The organism is Halovenus anhuiensis, assembly GCF_037080055.1.
In the GTDB taxonomy this organism is placed as follows: domain Archaea; phylum Halobacteriota; class Halobacteria; order Halobacteriales; family Haloarculaceae; genus Halovenus.
On sequence record NZ_JBAOJI010000004.1, the window covers coordinates 141,141 to 164,614 of the forward strand.

26 protein-coding genes are annotated in these 23,474 nt (G+C 63.7%); 18 read left to right on the top strand and 8 right to left on the bottom strand.

Translation table 11 applies throughout. The features are described 5' to 3' along the window. Positions 1–3: 3 nt before the first annotated feature. The 4 genes from V8P86_RS11605 to V8P86_RS11620 all read left to right on the top strand — a co-directional run bounded on the left by V8P86_RS11605 (position 4) and on the right by V8P86_RS11620 (position 2,252). Positions 4–1,182 carry a M24 family metallopeptidase gene (locus V8P86_RS11605; RefSeq protein ID WP_336327432.1) on the top strand — a complete coding sequence of 393 codons (1,179 nt, stop codon included), beginning with the start codon at positions 4–6 and terminating at the stop codon, positions 1,180–1,182. 172 nt (positions 1,183–1,354) lie between these two features. Then, entirely contained in the window at positions 1,355–1,507 is a 153-nt protein-coding gene (locus V8P86_RS11610) for a hypothetical protein (RefSeq protein WP_336327433.1), read from the top strand. Positions 1,508–1,620: 113 nt separating this feature from the next. Continuing rightward, positions 1,621–1,854, top strand: a complete 234-nt coding sequence (locus tag V8P86_RS11615; protein ID WP_336327434.1) for an antitoxin VapB family protein — start codon at positions 1,621–1,623, stop codon at positions 1,852–1,854. Continuing rightward, positions 1,851–2,252, top strand: coding sequence for a type II toxin-antitoxin system VapC family toxin (locus tag V8P86_RS11620; protein ID WP_336327435.1), 402 nt, complete (start codon positions 1,851–1,853; stop codon positions 2,250–2,252). The genes V8P86_RS11615 and V8P86_RS11620 overlap by 4 nt, the downstream gene beginning before the upstream one ends. Before the next feature lie 37 nt (positions 2,253–2,289). Here V8P86_RS11620 and ygfZ read toward each other — a convergent pair whose 3' ends face one another. From ygfZ to V8P86_RS11635, 3 genes are all read right to left on the bottom strand, one after another. Continuing rightward, entirely contained in the window at positions 2,290–3,381 is a 1,092-nt protein-coding gene (gene ygfZ / locus V8P86_RS11625) for a CAF17-like 4Fe-4S cluster assembly/insertion protein YgfZ (RefSeq protein WP_336327436.1), read from the bottom strand. Positions 3,382–3,439: 58 nt separating this feature from the next. Further along, complete coding sequence (locus V8P86_RS11630) at positions 3,440–4,762, bottom strand: hypothetical protein (RefSeq protein WP_336327437.1); 1,323 nt, start codon at positions 4,760–4,762, stop codon at positions 3,440–3,442. Positions 4,763–4,828: 66 nt separating this feature from the next. Further along, complete coding sequence (locus V8P86_RS11635; RefSeq protein WP_336327438.1) at positions 4,829–5,797, bottom strand: PfkB family carbohydrate kinase; 969 nt, start codon at positions 5,795–5,797, stop codon at positions 4,829–4,831. Positions 5,798–5,900: 103 nt separating this feature from the next. On the opposite strand from V8P86_RS11635, the gene tmcA reads away from it, so the two are divergent. Genes tmcA through V8P86_RS11650 form a run of 3 tightly spaced genes read left to right on the top strand, consistent with a single transcriptional unit; the run spans position 5,901 to position 8,806 of the window. Then, positions 5,901–8,111 (top strand): tRNA(Met) cytidine acetyltransferase TmcA, encoded by a 2,211-nt coding sequence (gene tmcA, locus V8P86_RS11640; RefSeq protein ID WP_336327439.1) that lies wholly within the window; start codon positions 5,901–5,903, stop codon positions 8,109–8,111. A 2-nt stretch (positions 8,112–8,113) separates the two neighbouring features. After that, positions 8,114–8,593 (top strand): DUF456 domain-containing protein, encoded by a 480-nt coding sequence (locus V8P86_RS11645; RefSeq protein WP_336327440.1) that lies wholly within the window; start codon positions 8,114–8,116, stop codon positions 8,591–8,593. Between the two features lie 36 nt (positions 8,594–8,629). Then, complete coding sequence (locus V8P86_RS11650) at positions 8,630–8,806, top strand: DUF8014 family protein (RefSeq protein ID WP_336327441.1); 177 nt, start codon at positions 8,630–8,632, stop codon at positions 8,804–8,806. On the opposite strand, the gene V8P86_RS11655 is transcribed toward V8P86_RS11650, so the two are convergent. Together V8P86_RS11655 and V8P86_RS11660 are read right to left on the bottom strand one after the other, a co-directional pair. Further along, positions 8,803–9,927, bottom strand: a complete 1,125-nt coding sequence (locus tag V8P86_RS11655) for a DUF373 family protein (protein ID WP_336327442.1) — start codon at positions 9,925–9,927, stop codon at positions 8,803–8,805. The genes V8P86_RS11650 and V8P86_RS11655 overlap by 4 nt on opposite strands. Positions 9,928–9,996: 69 nt before the next feature. After that, positions 9,997–10,434, bottom strand: coding sequence for an acyl-CoA thioesterase (locus V8P86_RS11660; protein WP_336327443.1), 438 nt, complete (start codon positions 10,432–10,434; stop codon positions 9,997–9,999). Positions 10,435–10,527: 93 nt separating this feature from the next. On the opposite strand from V8P86_RS11660, the gene V8P86_RS11665 reads away from it, so the two are divergent. The 3 genes from V8P86_RS11665 to V8P86_RS11675 all read left to right on the top strand — a co-directional run bounded on the left by V8P86_RS11665 (position 10,528) and on the right by V8P86_RS11675 (position 13,372). Next, positions 10,528–12,084 (top strand): TraB/GumN family protein, encoded by a 1,557-nt coding sequence (locus V8P86_RS11665; protein WP_336327444.1) that lies wholly within the window; start codon positions 10,528–10,530, stop codon positions 12,082–12,084. After that, entirely contained in the window at positions 12,081–12,707 is a 627-nt protein-coding gene (locus V8P86_RS11670) for a zinc metalloprotease (protein WP_336327445.1), read from the top strand. The genes V8P86_RS11665 and V8P86_RS11670 overlap by 4 nt, the downstream gene beginning before the upstream one ends. A 68-nt stretch (positions 12,708–12,775) precedes the next feature. Next, positions 12,776–13,372 carry a DJ-1/PfpI family protein gene (locus V8P86_RS11675; RefSeq protein WP_336327446.1) on the top strand — a complete coding sequence of 199 codons (597 nt, stop codon included), beginning with the start codon at positions 12,776–12,778 and terminating at the stop codon, positions 13,370–13,372. Here V8P86_RS11675 and V8P86_RS11680 read toward each other — a convergent pair whose 3' ends face one another. Next, positions 13,373–13,816 carry an acyl-CoA thioesterase gene (locus V8P86_RS11680; RefSeq protein WP_336327447.1) on the bottom strand — a complete coding sequence of 148 codons (444 nt, stop codon included), beginning with the start codon at positions 13,814–13,816 and terminating at the stop codon, positions 13,373–13,375. It abuts the gene before it with no gap. Between the two features lie 100 nt (positions 13,817–13,916). On the opposite strand from V8P86_RS11680, the gene purM reads away from it, so the two are divergent. The 3 genes from purM (at position 13,917) to V8P86_RS11695 (ending at position 17,655) form a co-directional block, all read left to right on the top strand. After that, positions 13,917–14,894: a phosphoribosylformylglycinamidine cyclo-ligase gene (gene purM, locus V8P86_RS11685; protein WP_336327448.1), complete on the top strand. Its 978-nt coding sequence runs from the start codon at positions 13,917–13,919 to the stop codon at positions 14,892–14,894. 44 nt (positions 14,895–14,938) lie between these two features. Continuing rightward, the gene (locus tag V8P86_RS11690; RefSeq protein ID WP_336327449.1) at positions 14,939–16,645 is read left to right on the top strand and encodes a hypothetical protein; all 1,707 of its coding nucleotides are present in this window, start codon (positions 14,939–14,941) and stop codon (positions 16,643–16,645) included. A 92-nt stretch (positions 16,646–16,737) separates the two neighbouring features. Further along, positions 16,738–17,655 (top strand): metallophosphoesterase family protein, encoded by a 918-nt coding sequence (locus V8P86_RS11695; protein ID WP_336327450.1) that lies wholly within the window; start codon positions 16,738–16,740, stop codon positions 17,653–17,655. On the opposite strand, the gene V8P86_RS11700 is transcribed toward V8P86_RS11695, so the two are convergent. Further along, entirely contained in the window at positions 17,656–18,219 is a 564-nt protein-coding gene (locus tag V8P86_RS11700) for a CBS domain-containing protein (protein WP_336327451.1), read from the bottom strand. Between the two features lie 52 nt (positions 18,220–18,271). Continuing rightward, on the bottom strand, positions 18,272–18,634 hold the full coding sequence (locus V8P86_RS11705; RefSeq protein WP_336327452.1) for a DUF555 domain-containing protein: 363 nt from the start codon (positions 18,632–18,634) through the stop codon (positions 18,272–18,274). A 265-nt stretch (positions 18,635–18,899) separates the two neighbouring features. On the opposite strand from V8P86_RS11705, the gene V8P86_RS11710 reads away from it, so the two are divergent. From V8P86_RS11710 to V8P86_RS11730, 5 genes are read left to right on the top strand one after another with little or no spacing between them, the layout of a single operon-like run. Further along, a complete protein-coding gene (locus V8P86_RS11710; protein WP_336327453.1) occupies positions 18,900–19,070 on the top strand; it encodes a hypothetical protein in 171 nt (56 codons plus the stop codon). A gap of 49 nt (positions 19,071–19,119) precedes the next feature. Then, positions 19,120–19,839 carry an archaeal proteasome endopeptidase complex subunit beta gene (gene psmB / locus V8P86_RS11715; RefSeq protein ID WP_336327454.1) on the top strand — a complete coding sequence of 240 codons (720 nt, stop codon included), beginning with the start codon at positions 19,120–19,122 and terminating at the stop codon, positions 19,837–19,839. A 54-nt stretch (positions 19,840–19,893) separates the two neighbouring features. Beyond that, positions 19,894–20,169: a ribbon-helix-helix protein, CopG family gene (locus tag V8P86_RS11720; RefSeq protein WP_336327455.1), complete on the top strand. Its 276-nt coding sequence runs from the start codon at positions 19,894–19,896 to the stop codon at positions 20,167–20,169. 40 nt (positions 20,170–20,209) lie between these two features. Next, positions 20,210–22,066 (top strand): SLC13 family permease, encoded by a 1,857-nt coding sequence (locus V8P86_RS11725; protein ID WP_336327456.1) that lies wholly within the window; start codon positions 20,210–20,212, stop codon positions 22,064–22,066. A gap of 41 nt (positions 22,067–22,107) precedes the next feature. Further along, the gene (locus tag V8P86_RS11730) at positions 22,108–23,469 is read left to right on the top strand and encodes a phosphohexomutase domain-containing protein (protein ID WP_336327457.1); all 1,362 of its coding nucleotides are present in this window, start codon (positions 22,108–22,110) and stop codon (positions 23,467–23,469) included. Positions 23,470–23,474: the final 5 nt, after the last annotated feature.

The window sequence follows — 23,474 nt, forward strand, 5'->3', positions numbered from 1 at the left end:
GGTATGGACCCGGATCTCACGCAGTTAGACGAGTATCTCGACGAAGCGGGCGTCGACGGCTATCTCATCGACGCCGACTCAGAAGACGCAGACCAGTACTATCTCTCGGGGTTCGACGCGCCCGATCCGTTCGTGACGCTATACGACGGCGAGGTGCGACTGCTCTTTACCCGGAGTCTGGAGTACGGCCGCGCGAAGAAGGAGGCCCGCGCGGCGACAATCGAGCGCGGCGCGGATTTCGGCTACGCCGAGAAGGCACAAGAGTACGGCCCGCAGGAGGCCAGAAGCCGCGTGCTAGCGGAGTTCCTCGAAAAGCACGGCGCGGCGTCGGTCGCGACCCCGCCACGGTTTCCCCTCCAGACGGCCGACGGCCTCCGCGAGCAGGGTATCGAGGTGACTGCGGACGATTCGGGGGCAGTAACGGAAGTCCGGGCGACGAAGACCGAGGAGGAAATCGAGCACGTCCGCGAGGCCCAGCGCGCCAACGAGGCCGCGATGGCCCGCGCCGAAGAACTGATCAGTTCGGCCGAAGCCAACGCCGACGGCGAGTTAGTCGTCGACGGTGAGGTGCTGACCAGCGAGCGCGTCACCGAGGAAATCGAGGTAACGCTCCTGCGGCACGGCTGTGCGCTGGACGAGACAATCGTCGCCTGTGGGGCCGACGCCGCCGACCCCCACGACAGGGGGAGTGGGCCGCTGCTTGCGGACGAACCGATCATCATCGACATCTTCCCGCGGAACAAGACGAGCCGGTATCACGCCGATATGACCCGAACCTTCTGTCACGGCGAACCGAGCGAGCGCCTGCAAGAGTGGTTCGATCTGACCGACCGCGCGCGCGAAGCCGCAATCGAGGCCGTCGCGCCGGGCGTCGAGACCGACGAGATCCACGGCGCGGCCTGCGATGTCTACGAGGACGCCGGCCTGCCGACGCTGCGCAGCGATCCGACGACCGAGACCGGATTCATCCACAGCACGGGCCACGGAGTCGGTCTGGACGTTCACGAGATGCCAAGCGTCGCCGAGAGCGGCGAGACGCTCAAGCCTGGACACGTCATCACCATCGAACCGGGACTGTACGATCCCGACGTGGGCGGCGTGCGCATCGAGGATCTGCTCGTCGTCACCGAGGACGGCTACGAGAACCTGACCGAGTACGATATCGAACTTATAGTCGGCTGACCGTCCGTGTGGTTTGTTCTCATTGACCCGATTACATCATGAACATTTATTAAGGATGGGGATAGATATAGAATTACCATGATCGCGCTCGGGGTACGTGTACATTGCCTTGCCCACCAGTAGACAATTGTTCCGCCCGTTGACTATTTCGCCGACACACCACACCCAAATCATGAGCACGAAACCGACCCCGACCGCAGCAGAGATCGACACCAATCGAACAACCCTGACCACACGCAACGCACCGCAGACGTTCGACCCGTACAATACGAACAAAGCGCCGCGGATGTTCGCTGACAAGTGGCAGGACGTCGAAAGTAACTGATTTCGCCTGTTGTTGCTGTCCCGTCTGCACGAACTGAGCACCGTCTGAACGAGGTACCTGCGAACAGCGGAAGCCACGTAATGTTTTTGCGATACGTGCACGTACGTCTATGCATGGGGACGACGACGATCTCGCTCAAAGACGAAGCATATCACCGACTCAAAGAGGCAAAACGCGAGGGGGAGAGTTTCAGTGATGTCGTGTTACGACTCACAGACTCTCCGGATACCGAAGAGCAAATCGCTGAACTCGCTGGCGGGTTGGATGAAGAGTTCGCTACGGCAGTCGAAGAGTCCACAGCGGATGTCACGGAATCGTTACAGATGGAGTCGGGAACCGACGAATGAAACTGTTAGATACGAACGTACTGGCGAAGTGGGGCAATCCAGCGAAACAAGAGGAAGTCGTCCCGTATCTTCAGCGGAATGCCGAGGCTGACTTTGTCACGTCCTCGCTCGCCGTATTCGAGTTTTTTCGACCGGAAAAGCGACAGACGAACAGTGAACAGGTTCGGACTTGGCTCGGAAAGGCCGTAGACAGTATCGAACCATTTTCCGAGAGTGCGGGCCTCCGTGCGGCGACTGTCGAACAAAAACTCCGACAGCAGGGTATCGAACTCGATATGCGTGATCTCCTGATCGCATCGCACGCACGAGAACTCGACGCCACCTTCGTCACCTACGACAAGGGCGATTTTGCAGACCCAGTCGTTCAGCAACTGCTCGATGTCGACGTTATCGAGTGAGAAGCCAGTGATGCACTGACGATACGACGAGCGAGACTCAGTACGACGGCAACCGGGCCGACTGATCTGATCCCTCGACGAATGGCAGCCGTTGGCCTTCCGCAGCGAGTTCTTCGCCGTCGACGCGAACGGTCAGTTCTGCGTCCTCGATGTCGGTCGCCACGTCGCGATCCAACAGCGCCAGCGCAACAGGCGTGTCGAGCATCGGACTCTCACAGGCCCGGGTCACTTCGCCGGCAGTCTCGTCGCCGGCGAAGACCGTCGCGCCGGCCTCGGGGACCGCGCTGGTCGTCAGGCCGACTAACTGCTTCGTGGCTTCACCGCGGTTCTCGACGCGAGAGACGACCTCTTGGCCGACGAAACAGCCCTTCTCGAAGTCGACGGCGTTGCGCAGGCCGAGGTTGTTCGGCACCTCGTCGACGAGTTCGGACTCGAAAAGCGGCGTGCCGGCTTCGAGCGTGAGCGAGTCCCACGTCTGGTGGCCAAACGGTGCTGCGTTCAGTCCGCGGTTTTCGAGGCTGTCGAACACGTCCCGGGCGTCGTCGGCCCGACAGATCACCTCGTAGCCCTCCTCGCCGGTAAGCCCATCCGTGCGGACGACAGTCACGCCGGCGTCGCCCATCGACCCACGGACGAACGTCAACTGCTCGTCGGGCGTCTGGACGTTACAGACACTCGCGATTTTCTCCGTGGCTTTCGCGCCGTGGACACCGAAGACCGCGAATTCGTCGCTCGCGTCGTCGATTTCCACGTCCTGAATGAAGGTCTTCTCCGCCCATTCTTCGGCAATCTCCGGGCCTTTGCCCGGGGGTAGGACGACGAGCAGGCGCTCGCCGGCGTTGTAAACGTACAGCTCGGTTCGGATTCGGCCCTGCGGGTTCAGAAGGAGCGCGTAGACGCCATGTTCCTCCTCGGCCGGGACGCGATTCGAGACGGCATTGTCGACGTAGTCGACGCGGTCCTCGCCGGTGACGACGAGCACATCGTAGGCGTGTTCGATTACCCCGACAACCTTGCGAACGGCCCGGTGTGCCCGCTCCGGGCGACCGTACTCGGAGACGACGCGTCGGCCACCGCGCTCCTCGAAGGTCGCCTGGTGGCCCTCGTGAACAGACGGAAGGATAGTCATACGCCAGCACAGGTGGGCTGGAGGGTTAAGCGTCCCGAAGGCACACCGAGAGAGCCGATCAGGACCGGCGGCGAGCAGCGATCAGCGCGAGGCCGATCACAGCACCGAGTGCTGCGACAATTCCGAAGCCAGGGCCGATCGCGTCGTCGTTGCTGTCGTCTGTCTCAGCCGACGAGTCGTCCGAATCGTCGGTTTCGTTTTCCTCAGGGGCATCGTCCTCGCTGTCGGCATCGGGATCGACGCCGCGCAACGTTGTCGATGCCTCCAGACCCTCGTAGGACGCCTCGATCGTGTTGTCGCCGGCTTGCGTGATGTTGAATACAATCTGTCCCTTGGCGTCGGTCTCGCCGACCGTCTCACCGTTCAACGAGACCATTGCGTCTTCGACCGGTTCCGCGTAGGCGTTCGTGATCGTCACTTGCGTCGGCTGACCGATCACAATGGCGTTTTGTAACTGATTGATGCTGATCTCGGGCGTGCGCTGCGTCGACAGTTCGAGTTCGGTCGGCTCTTGCTGAACCGTCAGCGTCGTTGTTCGTTCTTGATAGCCGTCGAGTAGGACCGTGATATCGTACTCGTCGTTGACCGGGATCCGAGCCTGCGTCTCACCGCTCTCGTCGGTCGGAATCGGTGTCCCGACTCCCTCGATATCGAGGGTCGCGCCTTCGAGCGGTCGTGGGTTCTCGAAGTGGTCATCGAGAACCGTGAAATCGACGTTAACACGGTGGCTCTCGATTTCGATCTCTTCGGACTGCTGTTGGCCGGTCAGTTCGAGAGTCTGTTGGGTACGGTTGTAGCCCGGCCGGAAGACGTTCACGTCGTAGGTCCGCTGTTCGATCCCGGAGACTGTCGCCGACCCGTCCGCATCGGTAGAGACGATGTCGACGGTCCGAGAACTGCCCTCGTGAATCAGTTGCAGTCGAACGTCCTGAACAGGCTCGCTGTTCGTGTCGACGACGGAGAACGTAACCCCTCCGCGAGGAGCCATCTGGATCGTGATCGGTTCTTCGATGTCATTTGGTCCGACAGAGACAGGCTGGTGGTTTCTGACGAACTCATCGTCGGAATCGTTGACCCTGAATTCAACCTCTGAATCCGCCGGAACGTCGAGCAGGACGCGACCGCCCGAGGTCGTGGTGTCCGAGGACGTTTCGCCCTCACCCCACTCCGCGACGACTTCGATATCCGAGAGGCGATTACCCGAACGGTCCTCGACGATAACCTCTGCTTCGACGAACTGCTGTTGCTCCTGTGTGACGGCTGCTGTCTCGGCGGTCTCCGCGTCGGGGCCTGTCTCCTGGGCGGCGACGCCGCCAGCACCGGCGGCGAGGAGGACCACGACGAGCGTGAGCGTGGAGACCAACACACTCGTGCGTAACATATGTACAACATCGGCAACACTTCTTATATGCCTACCGGCCAGCAATTGTGAGAGAATCAGGCAAAGTTACTGCGATTTATCAACGACAGCGTCGGCCACTGAATCGAGTTCGCTGGGGGAGGTCGTCAGGAACGGACCCGGAATGGTCCGGCTGAGCGTGGCGGCCGCGACAGCGTAGGTCAGCGACCGGGCTGTATCCGACCCCTCGATGAGTTGTTGCAGAAAGGCACCGATGAACGCGCCGGTCTCACCGGTCGGATCGACGGTATCAGTCTCGATGGTTTCTCGCTCGTGGATGATATTCGTCCCCGGAGAGTCCCGAAGGGTGACCGCACCACGGTCCGACCGCCGGATCACGATGATCTCGAGGTCGTGCTCGGCGGCAATCGTGTTCGCGAGTTCCCGCGGCCCGCCGCTGCGGTCCAGCGCCTCCCGGGCGGATGCTTCGTCGGCGAACAGCACGTCGATTTCCTCGGCGATCGTTTCGAGGACGCCGCTGTAGGTGTCCGGCGGCGCAAGTCCCTGACTGTAATCCAGATCGACGGCCGTCATTGCACCGCCGCCGCCCGCTGCGCGCAGCAACGCCCCGGTCGTCTGCGCGGCCTGCTGGGAGAGCACTGCGGTACCGAGGCCCGCAAAGATGATCTCGGCGTTCTGAACGCGTTCCATCGGAAAGTCAGCAGGGGTGGCCGTCGCGGCCGCCGTATTCCCGCGGTCGTGCCACTGTTTGCTCTCCCGCGGCGTGACCCCCGCCTCGCGGAAGAGCAACCCCTGTCGGTGGGCCCCGTCCTCGCTCCAGGCGACTTCCGTCTCGACGCCTTGTTCTTCGAGTTGCGAGCGGACTCGCCGCCCGAGCGGTGAATCCGGGAGTTTCGACAGCCACAGCGACTCCGCCCCGAGTTCGTCGGCCGTGACAGCGACGTTGCTCGCCGTCCCGTCGGCGTGGATGCTGGCTTCGCGGGCGCGTTCCAGTCGCTGGTCCCCCGACGGCGACAATCGCAACGGCGTCTCCCCGAACGTGATCAGCTCTGTCATACCGTCTCCATATAGATGGAGGGTCTTAATTTAACTGGCAGATTGCGGCGGGCCGAGACAGGCTGACCAACACGCTCAATTGCGTCCCCGCCACAGCACCGGTATGGACACTGCCGCCCGACTGCGAGCGCAGGCCCGCCGACACAACCAGCGCCGGATGCTGGTCATCGCCGGCGAGCCAGAAATCTGTCGCGAGCAGGCGCGGGCGGCACTCGACGCAACCGATATCGGGCCCGGGGAGACGACCTACGTCGGCCCGAGTGAGGAGTTTCACTGCGAGTCGCTGTCCCGCCACGAAGCCGGACGGTTGCTCGGCACCTCTCGCGAAGCGGTCGTCGCCGACTGTCACGAGCGGTGCGAACCCAACACGCTGGGGAAACTGGTCGGAACCGTCTCCGGCGGCGGACTGTTCGTCTTACTCGTGCCGCCACTTGCGGCGTGGTCCGACCGCCGGGACGCCTTCGACCGGTCGCTGGCCGTCCCCCCCTTCGAGGCCGAGGCCGTCGGAACGAACTTCCGGAGGCGATTCGTCGAGACACTGCGCGCCCACCGCGGAATCACCATCGTCGATGCAGCGACCGGAGCGGTCGAATCCGACGGGAGCTTCGAACCACCGCCGCGGCTCTCGAATCGGGGGCCGACCCCGCCCGAGAATACCGGATTCCCGCGCGCTGCGTTCGCAGCCTGCCGCACGGCAGATCAGATGGACGCGCTGGCGGCGCTGGAATCTCTCCGCGAGCCCGAACAGGCGGTCGTCGTCGAGTCGAACCGCGGGCGGGGGAAATCCAGCGCGGCCGGCCTCGCTTCGGGCGCGCTCGCACACGCAGGCGAAGACGTACTCGTGACGGCCCCTACCGCAGACAGCGCCGGGGCGCTGTTCGACCGGGCGCGGGAACTGCTGGACGCGCGCAATGATCTGAAGGCAGCCGAGAGCGACCGAACCCACCTCAAATCCGAGGCCGGACAGGTTCGATACGAACAACCCGTGGCAGCCGCCGAGTTGCCGGCCTCGCCGGACGTCGTCATCGTCGACGAGGCCGCGGCCATCCCCGTTCGCTTGCTCGAATCAACCCTCGACGCGCCGGCAGTCGCATTCACGACGACGATCCACGGGTACGAGGGAGCGGGCCGTGGGTTCTCGATCCGCTTTCGTGATCGACTCGCCGACAGCGACTTCGAGGTGACGGAGTGCTCACTGGCCGAACCGATCAGGTACGCACCGGCGGATCCGATCGAAGTCTGGTCGTTTCGCGCGCTCGCGCTGGACGCGACGGCGGCCGCCGACCAACTCGTCGAGTCGGCGACGCCGGAATCGACGACCTATCGACGGCTGTCTGGTGACCAACTTCGCGAAGACGAGCAGTTACTCCGGGAGGTGTTCGGCCTGCTCGTCGACGCTCACTACCGGACGGACCCGAACGACCTAGCGCGGCTACTCGATGCGCCGAACGTCGCCGTCCACTGCCTGTTCGAGGACGACCACGTCGCGGCTGTCGCCCTCTGTGCGCGGGAGGGCGGGTTCGACGACGAATTGTGCCGTCGAGTCCACGACGGCGAGCGAATCCGTGGAAATCTGATCCCGGACGTACTGACCAGCCAGTTGCGGGATCCAGAGGCCGGCGCGCCAGTCGGCTGGCGAGTGATGCGGATCGCGACACACGAGGCCGTCCGCTCGCGGGGGCTCGGCTCGGCGCTGCTCGACTACGTCCGCGGGGCTGCTCGCGAAGAAGAACTAGACTATCTTGGCGTCTCCTACGGTGTCACGCCCGGGCTGGCCGACTTTTGGGCTGCGAACGGCTTCGGGACTGTGCATCTCTCGACGACGCGCAACGCCCGCAGCGGCGAGCACTCGATTGTCATGCTCGACCCGCTCACGCCGGCCGGCGAGGCGCTGTTCGACCGCCACACCGAGTGGTTCTGTCGGCGCGCGCCGGCGGCCATCCGGGAGTCACTCTCGACGGCCGACCCGGCGGTGGTTCGGGCAGCCTGCCAGACCACAGCGGGCTCCCCGACGGTGGATCTCAGCGAGGCGGAGTGGCGACACGCCGCCGGCATGGGAACGGGGACGGCAATCTACGAGACGGCACCGCGCGGCCCGCAACGACTCATCTTCAGCCATCTCGTCGACCCCGAGGAAGCGTCGTTCGACGACGAGGAACTAGAGCTGCTCGTCCGCAAGGGTCTGCAGGGCCAACCGTGGAATCGAGTCACCGAAGCGATAGGTTTTCAATCGGAGGCAACGTGTAAGCGAACACTAGGACGGCTCGTCGGCCGGCTGGTCGAACAGTACGGCGAGCCCACCGAAACCCGCTAACGATGTTTGCACTCACCCTCCTCGCCTTCGGCCTGCTGGTCGTCGGCATCGTCGGTAGTATCATCCCGAACGTCCCCGGCGTGCTGTTGTCGCTTGCTGGGGTCTACCTCTACTGGTGGAACACGGGCTTTGCCGAGCCGTCGACGGCGTTGATCGTTGTTATCACCGTGCTCGCTCTCCTCGTCATCGTCGGCGGCTTCTTCAAGGAAGTCATCGCGGCGCGGTTCGGCGGGGCCTCGACGCTGTCGGCGACGGCGGCGGGCCTCGTCGGATTCGTCGTCTTTTTCGTCACCGGACCGGTCGGGATGCTCCTGGCCGCGGCCATCACGGTGTTCGTCCTCGAATACCGCCGCCAGCGCGACGCCAAGGCGAGCGCGACGGCCGCCACCGCAGTCGTCCTCGCCACGATCGGCTCGACGATAGTCGAACTACTCGTGACAGTCATGCTGCTGGTCGTGATGGGTGCAGTCGTCCTATTTTGAGGCGAGACTTATACGGACAGGTTGTGAACATTCACCATGGAGTGTTCCGAAGACGGCTGCGAGAGTGAGGCCGCCTTCCAGTTACACATTCCGTGGGCGGAGAACCGGGCTGTCTGTGCAGGCCACGCCCGCGTCGAGAGTCAGAAAGAGGGGGTCGTCGCCCAGCCGCTGGAGTCGGCCGACGAGCGGTTGCCCGACGGGGCGACGGATTAGGCACCTTCGCTGAACTGGTTGGTGTACTCCGCACTGGAGAGATAGGCCGCGACGCGCACGCCGATCAGGCTGACGACGATGCTGGCGAGGATAAAGACCGCGAGATGCGTCCCGGGCGCGAGCGTGAAGGGATCGACTTCGGTCGTGCCGATGGCGATTTCCGGAATCGTCACCGGCTCGGAGACATCCGTGAGTCGGAGGAAATACGCCGAGAAGCCCCGAACCGCGAGCCCGACGGCGACGGCGACGAAGGGGAGATTGACGTAGGCCGTCCCGAGTTCGTCGTTGCGGATGAGCTCGTCGAGCAGACGGCCAGCACTGGCGATCAACGCCGCGCCAGTCACCCACGGGATGGCGTCGTGAACGAACTGCGTCGCGAGGATCAACTCGCCGGTTGCGGTCCCGAGTTCGCTCGCCCCGAGGACGCCGACGAACGCGCCGGCAAGCGCCAGCCCCCCCGCGACGACGTAGGTTACCAGCGAGACCTGCCCCGAGTACAGCGACGCGCGGACCCGCTCGGAAAGGTTCGACAGCAGCGTATCGATCCGGAGCCCCTTGTACAACAGAAAGACGCCGAGGACGGCCGCAATCGAGCCCAGCGAGAGCGTCGGACTCTGAAAGACGGCAAGCAGTGCCGGGAAGACCAGCAGGGCGACGCCGACGGGGACGAGCACTGTCTTGCGGAGCTGTTCGTCGCCGAGGAACTGCTTGAGTAGGTAGTACGTCGACTCGATATCCCGGGCCTGCCGGACGACCACGCGGTCGACGGCGTCGACGGGGACGCGGCTCTCGACCAGCGGGACCAGTCGTTCGTCCTCTGCGCTGTCGACGACGACCACCGCCGAATCCGGATCGTACTCCCTGACGAGCTGGTCGATCTGTCCCGCGATTTCGCGGTCACCACCCACGCTGTCGCTCGCTGTCGTCACTACAGCGACCGTCGACTCCTCGATATCGCGGGCGACGCGCAGCCCTTCGAGCAGACAGTTGACCCGACTGTCTTCGGGGTCCTCGATGCCCGCCGAGGTGACGAGCCGTTCGACAGCCTCGCGGCCGACGAACGGCGGCGTCGATGCCGAGAGGGCCGGACCACGGTAGAGACAGACAACCAGCGTACTCACAGTTGTATGCAAACGGGCCGCAGTATAAAAACCCTCAACAGTGTTTTCGAGATGGAGACGGACCCGGCCTCACCGTTCGGCGTTGCGCGCCTCGTCGCACAACCGCTGTCCTGCATCGGTTTCGACCGTCAGATCGGGTGCAGAGACCGGATCGCCGTCCTCGTCGACGGCGACGCTGACCATCTTCGCGTCGGAGGTCAGCGAGCGCTCGCCAGTCTCGTGAGACTCGTGGAAACAGCGGACGCGTTTGGTCATACTCGTGTCCCCGACCTCGTAGACGTAGGCGTCGACGAGCGCGATGCCACCCTGCGGGATGGGGTTGTGAAACCGACCGCTGTCGAAGCCAGCGGTGACGACATCGCCGCCACAGAAGTGCATCGCGCTCATGGTTCCGGCGCGTTCCATCCATTTGAGGACGTTGCTTCCGTGGGCCGTTTCGATCGGACTCGCATCTTCAGGAAGAACGAGATGGCGCGCCTCGACTTTCGATTCCTGGAGCGTTGGCATACCGATGGCTTCGACGGACACGCCCATGGTTCTATCGGCCCGCGGAGAGACACCTCGAAACGCTTGTATGCCGGGGGCCGATAAGCCAGTCCAATGAGCGACGACGGTGTCATCGATCCAGACGCCACTACCGGCACTGGGACTGCCAGCGAGGGCTCCGTGACCGTCGTCGGTACCGCACACGTCTCCGAAGACAGCGTCAGGGAAGTCGAGGAGACCATCGAGCGCGAAGAGCCCGACGTGGTGGCGGTCGAACTCGACAAGACCCGGTACGAGCGGCTCAAAGGCGAAGAGCCCGACGACATCGACGGCAAAGACCTCATCTCCGGGCGGACGATGTACCAGTTTCTGGCCTACTGGCTGCTCTCGTACGTCCAGGCTCGACTCGGTGACGAGTTCGACATCGAACCCGGCGCGGATATGATGGCTGCCGTCGAGGCCGCCGAGAAGCGAGGGAGTGCCGTCGCGCTGGTCGACCGGGACATCCAGATGACCGTCCAGCGACTCTGGTCCGGGATGGGGATACGCGAGAAGGTAGCCATCGTCGCGGCGCTGTTAGTCGAGACGATGGGACCGTGGACCGCCGGCTGGTCCATCGGGTTCTTTTTCGGCCTGATGGGCGGACTCATCGCCAGCGCCGTCGGCGGGCCATACATCGTCCCCGCCGGCCTCGGCGACGGTCTCGGAATTCCGATCATCGGGAGTATCGTCGGCTCGCTCGGCGGAACGCTCGATACGATGCTCGTCATCGTCGGCGTCTCGCTGGCAATCGGCCTACCGATCGGCGCGCTGCTGGCCCGCTCGACGGGTGATGTCGACCCCGAGGAGTTCGACATGTCGGAACTGACGGATGCAGATGTCGTGACGGCGATGATCGAGGAGTTCCGCCGATTCTCGCCGGGCGGCGCGCAGGCGTTGATCGACGAACGCGACGCCTACATCGCCCATCGACTGGTCGCGCTACGCCAGCAGGGCTATCACGTCGTCGCGGTCGTCGGCGCGGGCCACCGCGCGGGGATCGAAAACTACCTCGCCAACCCCGAGACGCTGCCGGATCCCGACACGCTCGTCGGTGAGGCCTCGTCCAGTCGCTGGCGCAGCGTGCTGTACAAGGCCGTCGGCTACGCGTTCACACTGGGCTTTCTGTTCTTTTTCATCTTGCTGGCGATGGCGGGCGTGCAGGGCGACCTGCTGATCAACATCTTCGTCGCGTGGTTCCTGATCAACGGGATCATCGCTGCAGGGCTGGCGAAACTGGCGGGCGCGCACTGGACGAGCGCGGGTGCCGGCGGAGCGGTGGCGTGGCTGACCAGCGTCAATCCCCTGCTCGCGCCGGGGTGGTTCGCCGGCTACGTCGAACTGCGCTACACGAACATCAACCCGGCCGACATCGGTCGGCTCAACGACCTGCTGGCTGATCCGACGCTGTCGCTGTGGGAACTGCTCGGAAAGATGCGGGATGTCCCGACATTCCGGCTGATCCTCGTCGTCGCGATGACCAACATCGGCAGTTTCATCGCCTCGGTGCTGTTCGCCACCGTCCTGTTGCCCCAGTTCGCGGCGGACATCGGCGGCGTGACGGGCCTCGGCCAGCAGATGGTCGAGGGGGCGCGAAACAGTGCCGAACTGATCTGGAACCTCCTCACATGATCCGACTCAACGGCATCACGTTCTACCGCGAGGAACTGCGCGATCTAGCTGCTGCGTGGCTGGCACTCGGATTGGCGTTCGCGCTGTTTCTCGAACCCGCGACACTGCAGCGGATGCTCAACGGCGCAGGCGCGTTCGGCCGCACCTTCCTGCTGAGCATGCTCACTGTCGGCGTGGGCTTTCTGCTGCACGAACTCGCACACAAGGTCGTCGCGGTCCAGTTCGGGCAGGTCGCGGCCTTCCGAGCGGATTACGGGATGCTCGCGATTGCGGTCGCGGGCGCGCTCGCGGGCATTTTCTTCGCCGCACCGGGCGCGGTCTATCACCGCGGCCGGATCACTACCCGACAGAACGGCCTCGTCGCCGTCGCCGGCCCGGTGACGAATCTCGTGTTAGCCGTGCTGTTTGTCGTCCCGTTCCTGCTGGTCGGCGGGTTCGTCGGCGAGGTGGCCCGACTGGGCGTGCTGGTCAACCTCTTCCTGGCCGCGTTCAATATGATCCCGTTCGGTCCGCTCGACGGCAAAACCGTCAGACAGTGGGATACCGGCGTCTTCGCCGTGGTGCTGGGCGTCTCCGCCGCCGCGCTCATCGCCTTCCTGTTCGGGTTTGGATTCGGGCTGTGAGCAGTTGACCCCCGGTCGCGGTAATCTTTAACATAGCAGACCGAGTACCATTACCCGTGGTGAAAGTCATGAGCAAAGACATTCTGATGATCGTCGGGGATTTCGGCGAAGATTACGAGATCATGGTGCCGTTTCAGGCGCTGCAGATGGTCGGCCACAACGTCGACGCCGTCTGTCCCGACAAAGAGGAGGGGGAATCGGTCAAGACAGCAATTCACGACTTCCGGGGGGATCAGACCTACCTCGAAGAGCGGGGACACAACTTCGAGTTGACGGCGACGATGGCCGAAATCGAGCCAGAAGAGTACGACGCTTTGTGCGTACCGGGGGGACGAGCGCCGGAGTATCTCCGCACATACGACGAGGTACTCGACGCTGTCCGGCACTTCTTCGAGGAGAACAAACCCGTCGCGTCGCTGTGTCACGGCCCACAGATCCTCGCGGCCGCAGACGTACTCGACGGCTACGAGATGACCGCCTATCCCGCGGTCCGCGCGGAGGTTGAAGCCGCTGGTTGTTCGTGGGTCGACGAGGTGACTCGTGACGGCAATCTCGTCACCGGACAGGCCTGGCCGGATCACCCCGAGTGGCTGGCGGAGTTCATCAACCTGCTCGGCGACGAGGTGAGCCACGGCGAACCGGCGATGGCGGCAGGCGACGACTGATTACTCCTCCTGATCGCGTTCGAGCGCGGACTGGCGGAGCTCTCGACATCGGTCCGACTCGGCCGTGAGTTCGGGCACCGCTGTCGGGTTGTTATCCTCGTCGACGGCGACGAAGACGAAATAAGAGTCGGTGGTTTGCTCGCGCTCGCCACTCCGTGGTGACTCGCGAAAGGCCCGCAGTCGAACCTTGACGCTGGTCTTGCCGGCGGCGTAGGCGTACGAGTCGACGATACAGGTGTCGCCCTGCGGAACGGGGCGCTCGAAGTCGAGTTGGTTGATCCGAGCGGTCACGCAGGTCTCGCCGGCGTGGCGCATCGCCGACATCGCGCCGACTTCGTCCATCCACTTGACGATGTTTCCTCCGTGGGCAGCGTGGTAGTTGTTGGTGTGCGTCGGCTGGACGCGCTGGCGGTTCTCGATGTAGGTATCCGAGACTGAGGGCATACCGACTGGTCGGGAGCCAGCGGCAAAACGGTTGGTCCCAGGTGTATCCAGTCAACAGGACAACGACGGGCTTTTGCCCGTTCGCTGCGCCCGCCGAAGTATGAGCGAGGACTCCGAAGAGGGACTCACGTACGCCGAGGCGGGCGTCGATCTCGACGCCAGCGAGGCCGCGACCGCCGCACTCGTCAACGCCGCCGGCGAGTTCGAGGGCGACTACGCGGGACTGGTCGATCTGGGCGAGCAGTATCTCGCGCTGGCGACCGACGGCGTCGGGACGAAACTACTCGTCGCCGAAGCCATCGACGACTACTCGACCATCGGCATCGACTGCCTGGCGATGAACGTCAACGATCTGGTCGCACAGGGCGTCGAACCCGTCGCGTTCGTCGACTATCTGGCCGTCGAAGAACCGGACGACGAGATGGCCGAAGCCATCGGCGAGGGACTTCGCCGCGGTGCCGAGGAGGCCGGCGTCGCGCTGGTCGGCGGCGAAACCGCCGTCTTGCCCGATGTGATCAAAGGCTTCGACATCGCCGGCGCGTGCGCTGGACTGGCCCCGAAAGACGGCATCTTCGAGGGAGAAGCCGAGCCAGGCGACGCGCTGGTTGGCTGGCCGTCGAGTGGGATCCATTCCAACGGCCTCACTCTGGCCCGGGAGGCCGTCACCCGCGACCACGAATACAGCGATCCCTTCCCGCCGAATCCCGACCGCTCCATCGGCGAGGAACTGCTCGAACCGACGGCGTTGTACACCCACCTGCTCGATCCGCTCCGAGAGGCCGGCGTGCACGGCGCGGCCCACGTCACCGGCGGCGGGTGGACGAACCTCACCCGCCTTGGCGAGCACCGCTACGAGATCACCGATCCCTACGACCCACAGCTAATCTTCGAGTTCGTCCAGTCTGAGGGCAACGTCGACGACGAGGAGATGCACCGAACGTTCAACATGGGTACCGGCTTCGTCGCCGCACTGCCGGAAGACGATGCCGAGGAACTCGCCGCGGAGACTGACGGACGAGTAATCGGCCACGTCTCCGAGGGTGAGGGCGTCGAGATCCGCGGTCTGTCGCTTTCCTAACTCGACGGGTAGCGCTTTTTATGTCCCGGTCGTGAACGACGGGTATGGATATCGCGGTCATCGGAGTCGGCGGTGCAGGCGGGCGAATTGTCGACCGACTGGCCCGGGAACTGGGAACCGGTGCCGGATCGCCGCTCGAAACCGTCCACGCCATCGATACCGACACGGCAAGTCTAGACGCGCTCGGGTCGGTTCCGACCGACGCTCGACACGCGATCGGACAGTTCGAGACCGGCGGCAAGGGGACCGACGGCGACCGCGAGCAGGCGGCGGAGATCATTGAGGACGAGCGAATGGAGATCCGTCGGGCGGTCGAAGACGGCATCCCGACGACTGTGGACGCAATCGTCGTGGCGGCGGGGCTGGCAGGTGGCACCGGATCGGCGGTGACGCCGTCACTTGCCGCCGGGCTGGCGAAAGTCTACGAGCAGCCCGTCTATGCCGTCTCGGTTCTCCCTGCGGACGCAGAAACCGACGAACGGGAACGGTCGAACACCGCAGCGGCGTTGTCCGGGCTCGAAGACAGCGCAACGGCACAGATCGTCTTCGACAACGAGGCGTGGCTGTGGGGCAGCCGGTCGTTGGAGGGCCACAGCGACCGGATCAACGGAGAACTGACCGGGCGGCTCAGGGAGTTGTTCACACTCGGAGAGGAGAGCGGGGGAGCAGTCGGCGAACAAGTCGTCGATACCCGAGATCTGATCGGGACGCTCGCGGGTGGGAATCTCGTCTCGGTCGGCTATGCCAGCCGGCCGATTGCCGCGTGGCGCGGCGCGAGTTCCTCGCTACTCGACGGACTGAAGCGGCGAGTGCTCGGCGACGACACCGACGAGTACGAGCGCGGGCGGGCACTCCAGCGGACGCTCGGGTGGGCGACCCGCGGGACGATGACCTTCGAATGTCCCCGCGGAGCGGCCACCCACGGGCTGGTCGCCTTCCGCGGCCCACCGGAGTGGCTGCGGGGCGACGCCATCTCGAAAGGCCGGGAGTGGTTGGCCGACCGGGCCGGCATCGAACAACTCCGAAGCGGAGACATCCCCTCGGATAGTGCGAGTTCGCTCGATGTACTCGTCGTCCTCGCGGGCATCGAACAGGCCCCGCGCATCGAGGCGTTCGGCCGCGACGAGTCCGGCGAACACGAGGACGAAGAGGACAGCACAGACGAAGAACTCGACCAGAATGACGACGCCGAACCGGTAGCGGGTCCCGAATCAGACGAGACGACAAAGGTGGGTGAGGCCGAGAGCGAGGCCGACGAGACCGAGAAGAAAGGCGACGCGAGCGAGGACGAACCGGACGACTCAGATGATTCCGACGGCGAGACGGACGACGATGTCGACGATTCCGAAGCGACGGAGAAAGTAGCCGAGGCTGCGGGAGCGTCGGACGACACGGAGGAGAGCGAACCGGACGACGAGGACGCGAGCAACTGGGGAGTCCCACCGGGCGAGTCAGCCGACGAGGATGCTGCGACACCCGTGGAGGAAACTGACGACGAATCGACCGACGAGAACGCCGAGACGGAAGGCAATGCCGACAGCACCGACGAGGCAGACGCCGACATTGACGACGAGACAGGCCCTGACACGGACGCGACGGCAGACGCCGACACCGACGACGAGTCAGGTTCCGACACGGACACGACGGCAGACGAACCGCAACCGGGCGACGATTCGACGCCCTCCTCCGGCGAAAACGCTGATACTGGCGAAAAGAGCGACGAGCAAAACAGCGACGAACCGGAGTATTGAGCCATGTTACAACAGATCTGGACCAGTATCGAAATCGATAGCCGAACTTATGTAGGGGCAAGCCAAATCGAAAGAAGAACAGGTTGGCACCCGTGCTAGACGGACAGGAGTTACAGCCGGTCGAGGGGTCGATCCGGGACAGCGTTTCGGCGTTACCAGCAGACGATCCGACAATCGTCAGCGTGAGCGACATTCACGGATTCATCCGCGAGGGCCGGAGTGCACTGCTGACCTTGCGTGATCATCCCGACTACGATCCGATCGTCGAGACGGGACGACTCCGCTCGCTCGATTGGGTCGGCGGCGAGGAGTACGTCCTGGTCCTCAACGGTGACCTGATCGACCGGGGAGCACACAGCGAGAAAGTCGTGGAGATGGCCGAACGACTGGCAGAACAGGCACCGCCGGGGCACGTCCGGGTCACCTTCGGCAACCACGAGATGGGAGTGTTGACGCCGGATTTCTTCGACTGGGGCGAGTGGTACTCGACGACCCGGACGGACGAGCAGCGCCGCGAGTTTACCCGGGCAATCGAAGGCGGTCACGTCGTCGCTGCCTACGAAGGGTACAACGTGACCTACGCACACGCAGGTCGAATCGAACCGTACGAGGCGGCCGGACTCAACGACGAACTACTCGCCGGGGCACGGTTTCTCGCCGAGGGGATCGGCGGGGCCGACGACCGTGACCGACAGGAACAACTCGTCCTCGACTATCCCGCAGTGTACGGCGTCGACGGCGAAACCGGCCGCGGGGCTGGCGCGGGGGTCGCGTGGCTGGATTTCGAGTTCATGCCAGACGACGCTCCGCCACAGGTCGTCGGCCACACCAGACAGGACAGCCCGATCCGTCGCGGGAACGTGGTCTGTGAGAACGTCATCAGAAACAACCGGCGCAGAGACGGCGGCGAGGCCGTCATCGTCGAGACGCCGGACCGCATCGTCGCGCTCGGTCGCAACGCTGACGACAGCGTTCAGGAACACGAGTTCTCGCTGCCGGCGACGGAGTGATCAGGCTTCGTCGGGATCGGCTTCGGATTTCTTCCGTGCGATATCCGCTTCGGTGATGATTCCGACAATTTCGCTGTTTTCCTTGACGAGGACAGCGTCGTTGTGATCGAGGGAACTCTCGATATCGGCGATAGTCATCTCCGGTTCGACGGTCGTGGTCGACTCGTTCATCACGTCGGCGACGGGCAGTTCACCGACGTTCTCGTCGGACTGCTGGCGGATGCTGGACATACTGATCAGTCCCAACGGCGCGCCGTCCCGGATGACCGGCAGTTGCGAGTAGCCTTTCGTGTCCATCAACTCGGTCGTCTCCCGGACACTCTCGTCGGGTTCGACGCTGACGACCGGCGAGTGCATGAGCTCTCTGGCGTGCAGCAGGCCGCCCTCGGCCTCCTGCAACGCATTGACGATCCGACGGAGCGTCGAAAGCCGAGGATCCACGTCACCACCCTCGATCCGGGCGATCAACGGCTGTGACACGTCCGCCCGCTCGGCGAGGTCGCTCTGGGTCAACCCCAGTTCGTTCCGCCGTTCCCGGAGATCCTCCGGTGTCGGTAAGTCCATACCCCACAATAACTTGAAGTAATACAAAAAAGCACCGGGACCGTCGGTGTCGTTACTCGGCGTCGTCGCGGTCGTCTTCGAACTCTTCGGTCGCGACGATTTTCAGCGGGACGTCCCGAAGCGCTCCCCCGATGTCGCTTTTCGCGATGCGTTTTGCGTGCTCGACGCTCTCTGCGTTGAACACCTTCATTTCGAGCTGGAGACCCACCAGCGAGGTATCTGCGGCGATAAAGGCGGAGTCGAAGGGCTCCCCACAGGCCGGACAGTCGGTCAGTCCGACCTCCACTTCGACGTAATCCATGTCCTCTTCGTTGAGGCGTTTCCCGGCTTCGCTCACTGCCACACCGATTGCATCATCGACATTATCCACGTCGTGTACCAACCAAGCGGCTTCCAACCAGACACGGTAGTTCATATTCGTACTGTGACGCTGCCCCTACTCGTCTTTTTTGATTTCCTCCCGCCAGTATCACAGCGCACCGAACTCGAATTATCTCCATAAGTTATGGCCATGTCGCAGCAGTCATTTCTCTCGATTACACAACACTCCGGCCGTTCGCAGAATTATGTATTATCGATCATGATAGATCGAGAAAACCGCAAGACTGCAGTCGATTCATCCCGTCTTTAGTGGCCCGAAGGTTTATACGTGTGTCTCCGCCGAGGTGAGAGTGAGGAAGATGGAACGACTCCACCAATTCGCGCTGCTCGTCACGTACCAGCTCACCCTGATGGCCGGCATCCTGCTGTTGCCGGTCGCGCTGCTGACCGAACGGTTCGGGATTCGCCTGCCGATCGACCGCGCCGTCACGGGGCTGAAACAGCGCTACGAACAGACGACAGCCAACTAACTTTGCGGAACGAATAGTTTCTTACGTCCGTGTCCGGTAGCAGTAGGTAATGGAACACACCGGCGACTCACAGTTTTCGATCGGACAGCATACCGACCGATTCGACATCGATCCGACAGAGCCGGAACTGGGTTCGCTGCCCTCCGGTGACCGCGACGAAGAGGCGGTCAACAAGACGGGGACGACGACAATTGGCATCGCCACCGACAGCGGTGTCGTCGTCGCGACGGATATGCGAGCGAGTCTCGGCGGTCGCTTCGTCTCGAACAAGAACGTCCAGAAGGTCGAACAGATCCACCCGACTGCAGCGCTGACGCTGGTCGGGTCGGTCGGCGGCGCACAATCGTTCATCCGGACGCTCCGGGCAGAGGCAAATCTCTACGAGGCCCGCCGCGGCAAGCAGATCAGCATGCAGGGGCTGGCGACGCTTGCGGGTAACTTCGCTCGTGGCGGACCCTTCCTCGCGATCAACCCGATCCTCGGCGGCGTCGACGACGAGGGCAGTCACGTCTACAGCATCGACCCTGCCGGCGGTGTGATGAAAGACGATTACACCGTAACTGGCTCCGGGCTGACCGTCGCTTACGGGACACTTGAGGACCGCTACGAGCCGGATCTCTCCATCGACGAAGCGCGGTCGACGGCCGCCGCCGCCATCGAGGCTGCTGCAGAGCGAGACACCGGCTCCGGCAACGGAATTTACGTCGCCGAAGTGACCGAAGAAGGCGTCGACATCGACGACTACGAACTCGGCGAAATCGAGATCTGATTGTCTGACGGTCGGCTGACGTAGCTTCTTGTAGCTGCAGGAGAAAGGGGACATATGAACGAGATCACGCTTCGCCTCCCAGAGGAGACAACGGCCGCGTTACGGTCGGAGGCGGACGAACGGGGAGTCACAGTCCAAGCGCATCTCCGGGACATTATCGACGCATATCGAGCCGACGACCAGCGACGAGTCGGACGAACCGTCGAGTACGTCCACACCGTCGGTGGCGGCGAGACGGCCGTCGAGCGCGAGTCGACGGATCGAGCTGAGGAGATTGGCTCCTTCCGGTACGGATCGCGGTCGGTGCTGTCCGAAGCAGAGTCTGAGTAACCACGTTGTTTTTCACCATGCTGTGAGTTCGGGCAAATAGATGGGACTGGTCGTGCTCGCACAGACAGGGGCCGTTCCGCCGCTCACGGTCGACATACTGCTCGTGTTCGCTATCGTCGCGGCGGCGCTCGTCCTGTTTATCCTCGAACCGGTCCCGATCGATATCGTGGCCATCGGGGTGCTGGTCAGCCTGATCGTGCTGGAGCCGTGGACCGGCGTCGATCCCGAGACGGGCGTCAGCGGTTTCGCGAGTTCGGCGACGCTGACCGTGTTGGCGATGTTCGTCATCAGCGAGGGGATCCGACGGACCGGGCTGATCAACATCGTCGGCAACGAAATCGCCGAACGGTACGGATCGAGCCAGTACAAGCAGTTACTTGCCGTCCTCGGGCTCTCGGGCGGGACAGCTGGGTTCATCAACAACACCCCGGTCGTCGCGGTGATGATCCCGATGGTAAATACGCTCTCCGAGCGGACCGGAATCTCACCCTCGAAGCTACTCATTCCAGTCTCGTATACGGCGATGCTCGGCGGCATGTTGACGCTGATCGGCACCTCGACGAACATCCTCGCCTCCGACGTGTCGGCGCGGCTGATCGACCAGCCGTTCTCGATGTTCGAGTTCACACAACTCGGCGCGCTCGTTCTCGTGACTGGCGTCGTCTACCTCGCGACCGTCGGTCGACTGCTCATTCCCGAGCGGATCAAGATGGGCGACGAACTGATCGAGGGATTCGGGATGACGGAGTATCTCACCGAAGTCGTCGTCGCCGAAGACTCACATCTCGTCGGGAGCACGGTCAACCAGTGTTTTACCGATCTGGACGTCGACGCGGACGTCGTCCAGTTGATCCGCGGTGAACAGGTATTCACCGAACCGCTGGCTCGCAAGGAGATCCGACCCGGGGATATTCTCGTGCTTCGGACAGACCAGGACAGCCTTCTCACCTTCATCGAGACCGAAGGGCTGGATCTCGCACCGGATGCTCCAGTCACCGACGAGACCCTCGAAGGGGAGAAGTCGGGAATGGAACCCAGTTCCGAACAGCAACTCGTCGAGATTGTCGTCTCGCCGGGAGCATCGATCCTCGGCGGCACGCTCGAATCGCTGAGTTTCAGGGATCGGTACGACGCGACGGTGCTGGCGTTGCGCCGCGGCGGCGAGGTGATCCACACGCGGATGGACGAGCGCAAACTCCGCGGTGGAGATACACTGCTCGTTCAGGCCTCCGAAGCTACTGTCAAACGGCTCGCCAACGACCGCGATTTCATCGTCGCACAGGAACTCACACTGCCGGATTTTCGGTACGAGCGCATCCCCGTTGCCCTCGGAATCATCGCGGCGGTCGTCGGACTGGCGGCGCTTGAGATTCTCCCGATTCTGGTCAGTTCGCTGGGTGGAATCGTCGCGATGGTCGCGACGGGCTGTGTCAAGCCCGAGGAAGTGTACGCCTCCGTCGATTGGAGTGTGATCTTTCTGCTGGCGGGACTGATTCCCCTCGGCGTCGCGATGGAGCGGACCGGCGCGGCGGAGTGGCTGGCGGCCAGTATCCTCGTCGTCGCGGCCGGCCTCTCGCCAGCGGTCGTACTCGGAGTGTTCTATCTCTTTACCGCGCTGATCACGAACGTCATCAGCAACAACGCGAGTGTCGTCTTGATGATCCCAGTCGCAGTCGAAGCAGCGACGGAGATCGGAGCCGATCCCTTCACGTTCGTCCTCGCAGTGACCTTCGGCGCGTCGACGGCGATGCTCACGCCCATCGGCTACCAGACGAATCTGATGGTCTACGCCCCCGGCGGCTACAAGTTCACTGACTTCTTCCGGGTCGGCGCGCCACTACAACTGTTGCTGGCGGTCGTGACGACGGCTGGCCTGCTGCTGTTCTGGGGCGTATAACGACCCGACGGCATAATATGGCAGGCCCCGGTAACTCGCATATGGACTTATTTGGGACAGCAGGGATTCGCGGGCCGGTCACGGAGGTGACGCCAGCGCTCGCGCTGACGGTCGGGCGCGCGGTGGCAGCACGACTCGATCCGACGGACGGACCAGTGGTAATCGCACGCGACGGCCGCGAGACAGGGGCAGCGCTCGCGAGTGCCGTCGAAGCAGGGGTAACAAGCGGCGGACTCGATGTGAAACGGGCCGGACAGCTACCGACTCCGGCGCTGGCCTTCGCCTCACAGGGCCGGTACGGGATCATGCTCACGGCCAGCCACAACCCGCCGACAGACAACGGCATCAAACTGTTCGCCGACGGCACCGAGTACGACCGGGCGGCCGAGCAGGAGATCGAACGCCTCGTCGAGGACGGGCCACCACAGGCCCCGCACGACGAGTGGGGAACCAGCGAGCGGATCGAGCCGCTGGGGACGTATCGTGAGCACGTGGCGGCCTACGCCGAGAAGTTCGGCACACCGCTCGATGGCTTGCGGATCGCTGTCGACTGCGGGACTGGGATGGCTGGATTGGCAACGCCGCAGATCTTGACGGGGCTCGGCGGCGACGTTCGGGCGCTGAACGCCAACGTCGACGGGCAGTTCCCCGCACGGGAGAGCAAGCCGACCGCCGAGACGCTGACCGACCTCCGTCGATACGTCGCCGACGGGCCGGCAGAGTTGGGCATCGGCCACGACGGCGACGCCGACCGGATCGTCATTCTCGACGGGGACGGCGAGGTGGTCCACGAGGACACCGTGCTCGCGATTCTGGCCGAGTACTACGTCAGCGCCAGCGACGCCGGCGATCCGGTCGTCGTCACGACACCGAACGCCTCCGGACGGATCGACGAACGCGTCGAGGCTGTCGGCGGGCGCGTCGAGCGAGTCCGCCTCGGGGCGCTCCACGAAGGGATCGCGAATACGCGCGAGGACGGCACGGAAGAGACGAATGTCGTCTTCGCGGCTGAGCCGTGGAAACACGTTCACCCGGACTTCGGCGGCTGGATCGACGCCGTCGCTTCGGCGGCGGTGTTCAGTCGGTTAGTCGCTGATGAAGGATTGGCCTCGTTACGCGAGCCAGTGAGCGAGCGGCCGTATCGCAAGGTAAGCATCGACTGTCCCGACGAGGACAAATCGGCGGTGATGGACCGACTCGGAGAGACGCTGCCGGAGGCGTTCCCCGACGCGGCGGTGAACACCGACCACGGTGTCCGATTAGATCTGTCCGCAGGCGCGTGGACGCTCGTCAGACCGAGCGGGACGGAGCCGTACATCCGGATCTACGCGGAAAGCGAGAGCGTCGACTCGCTGGTCGGGACGGTACAGAAGCGAGTCGAGAAAGCAGTCGCTCGCTCGTAGTAGCT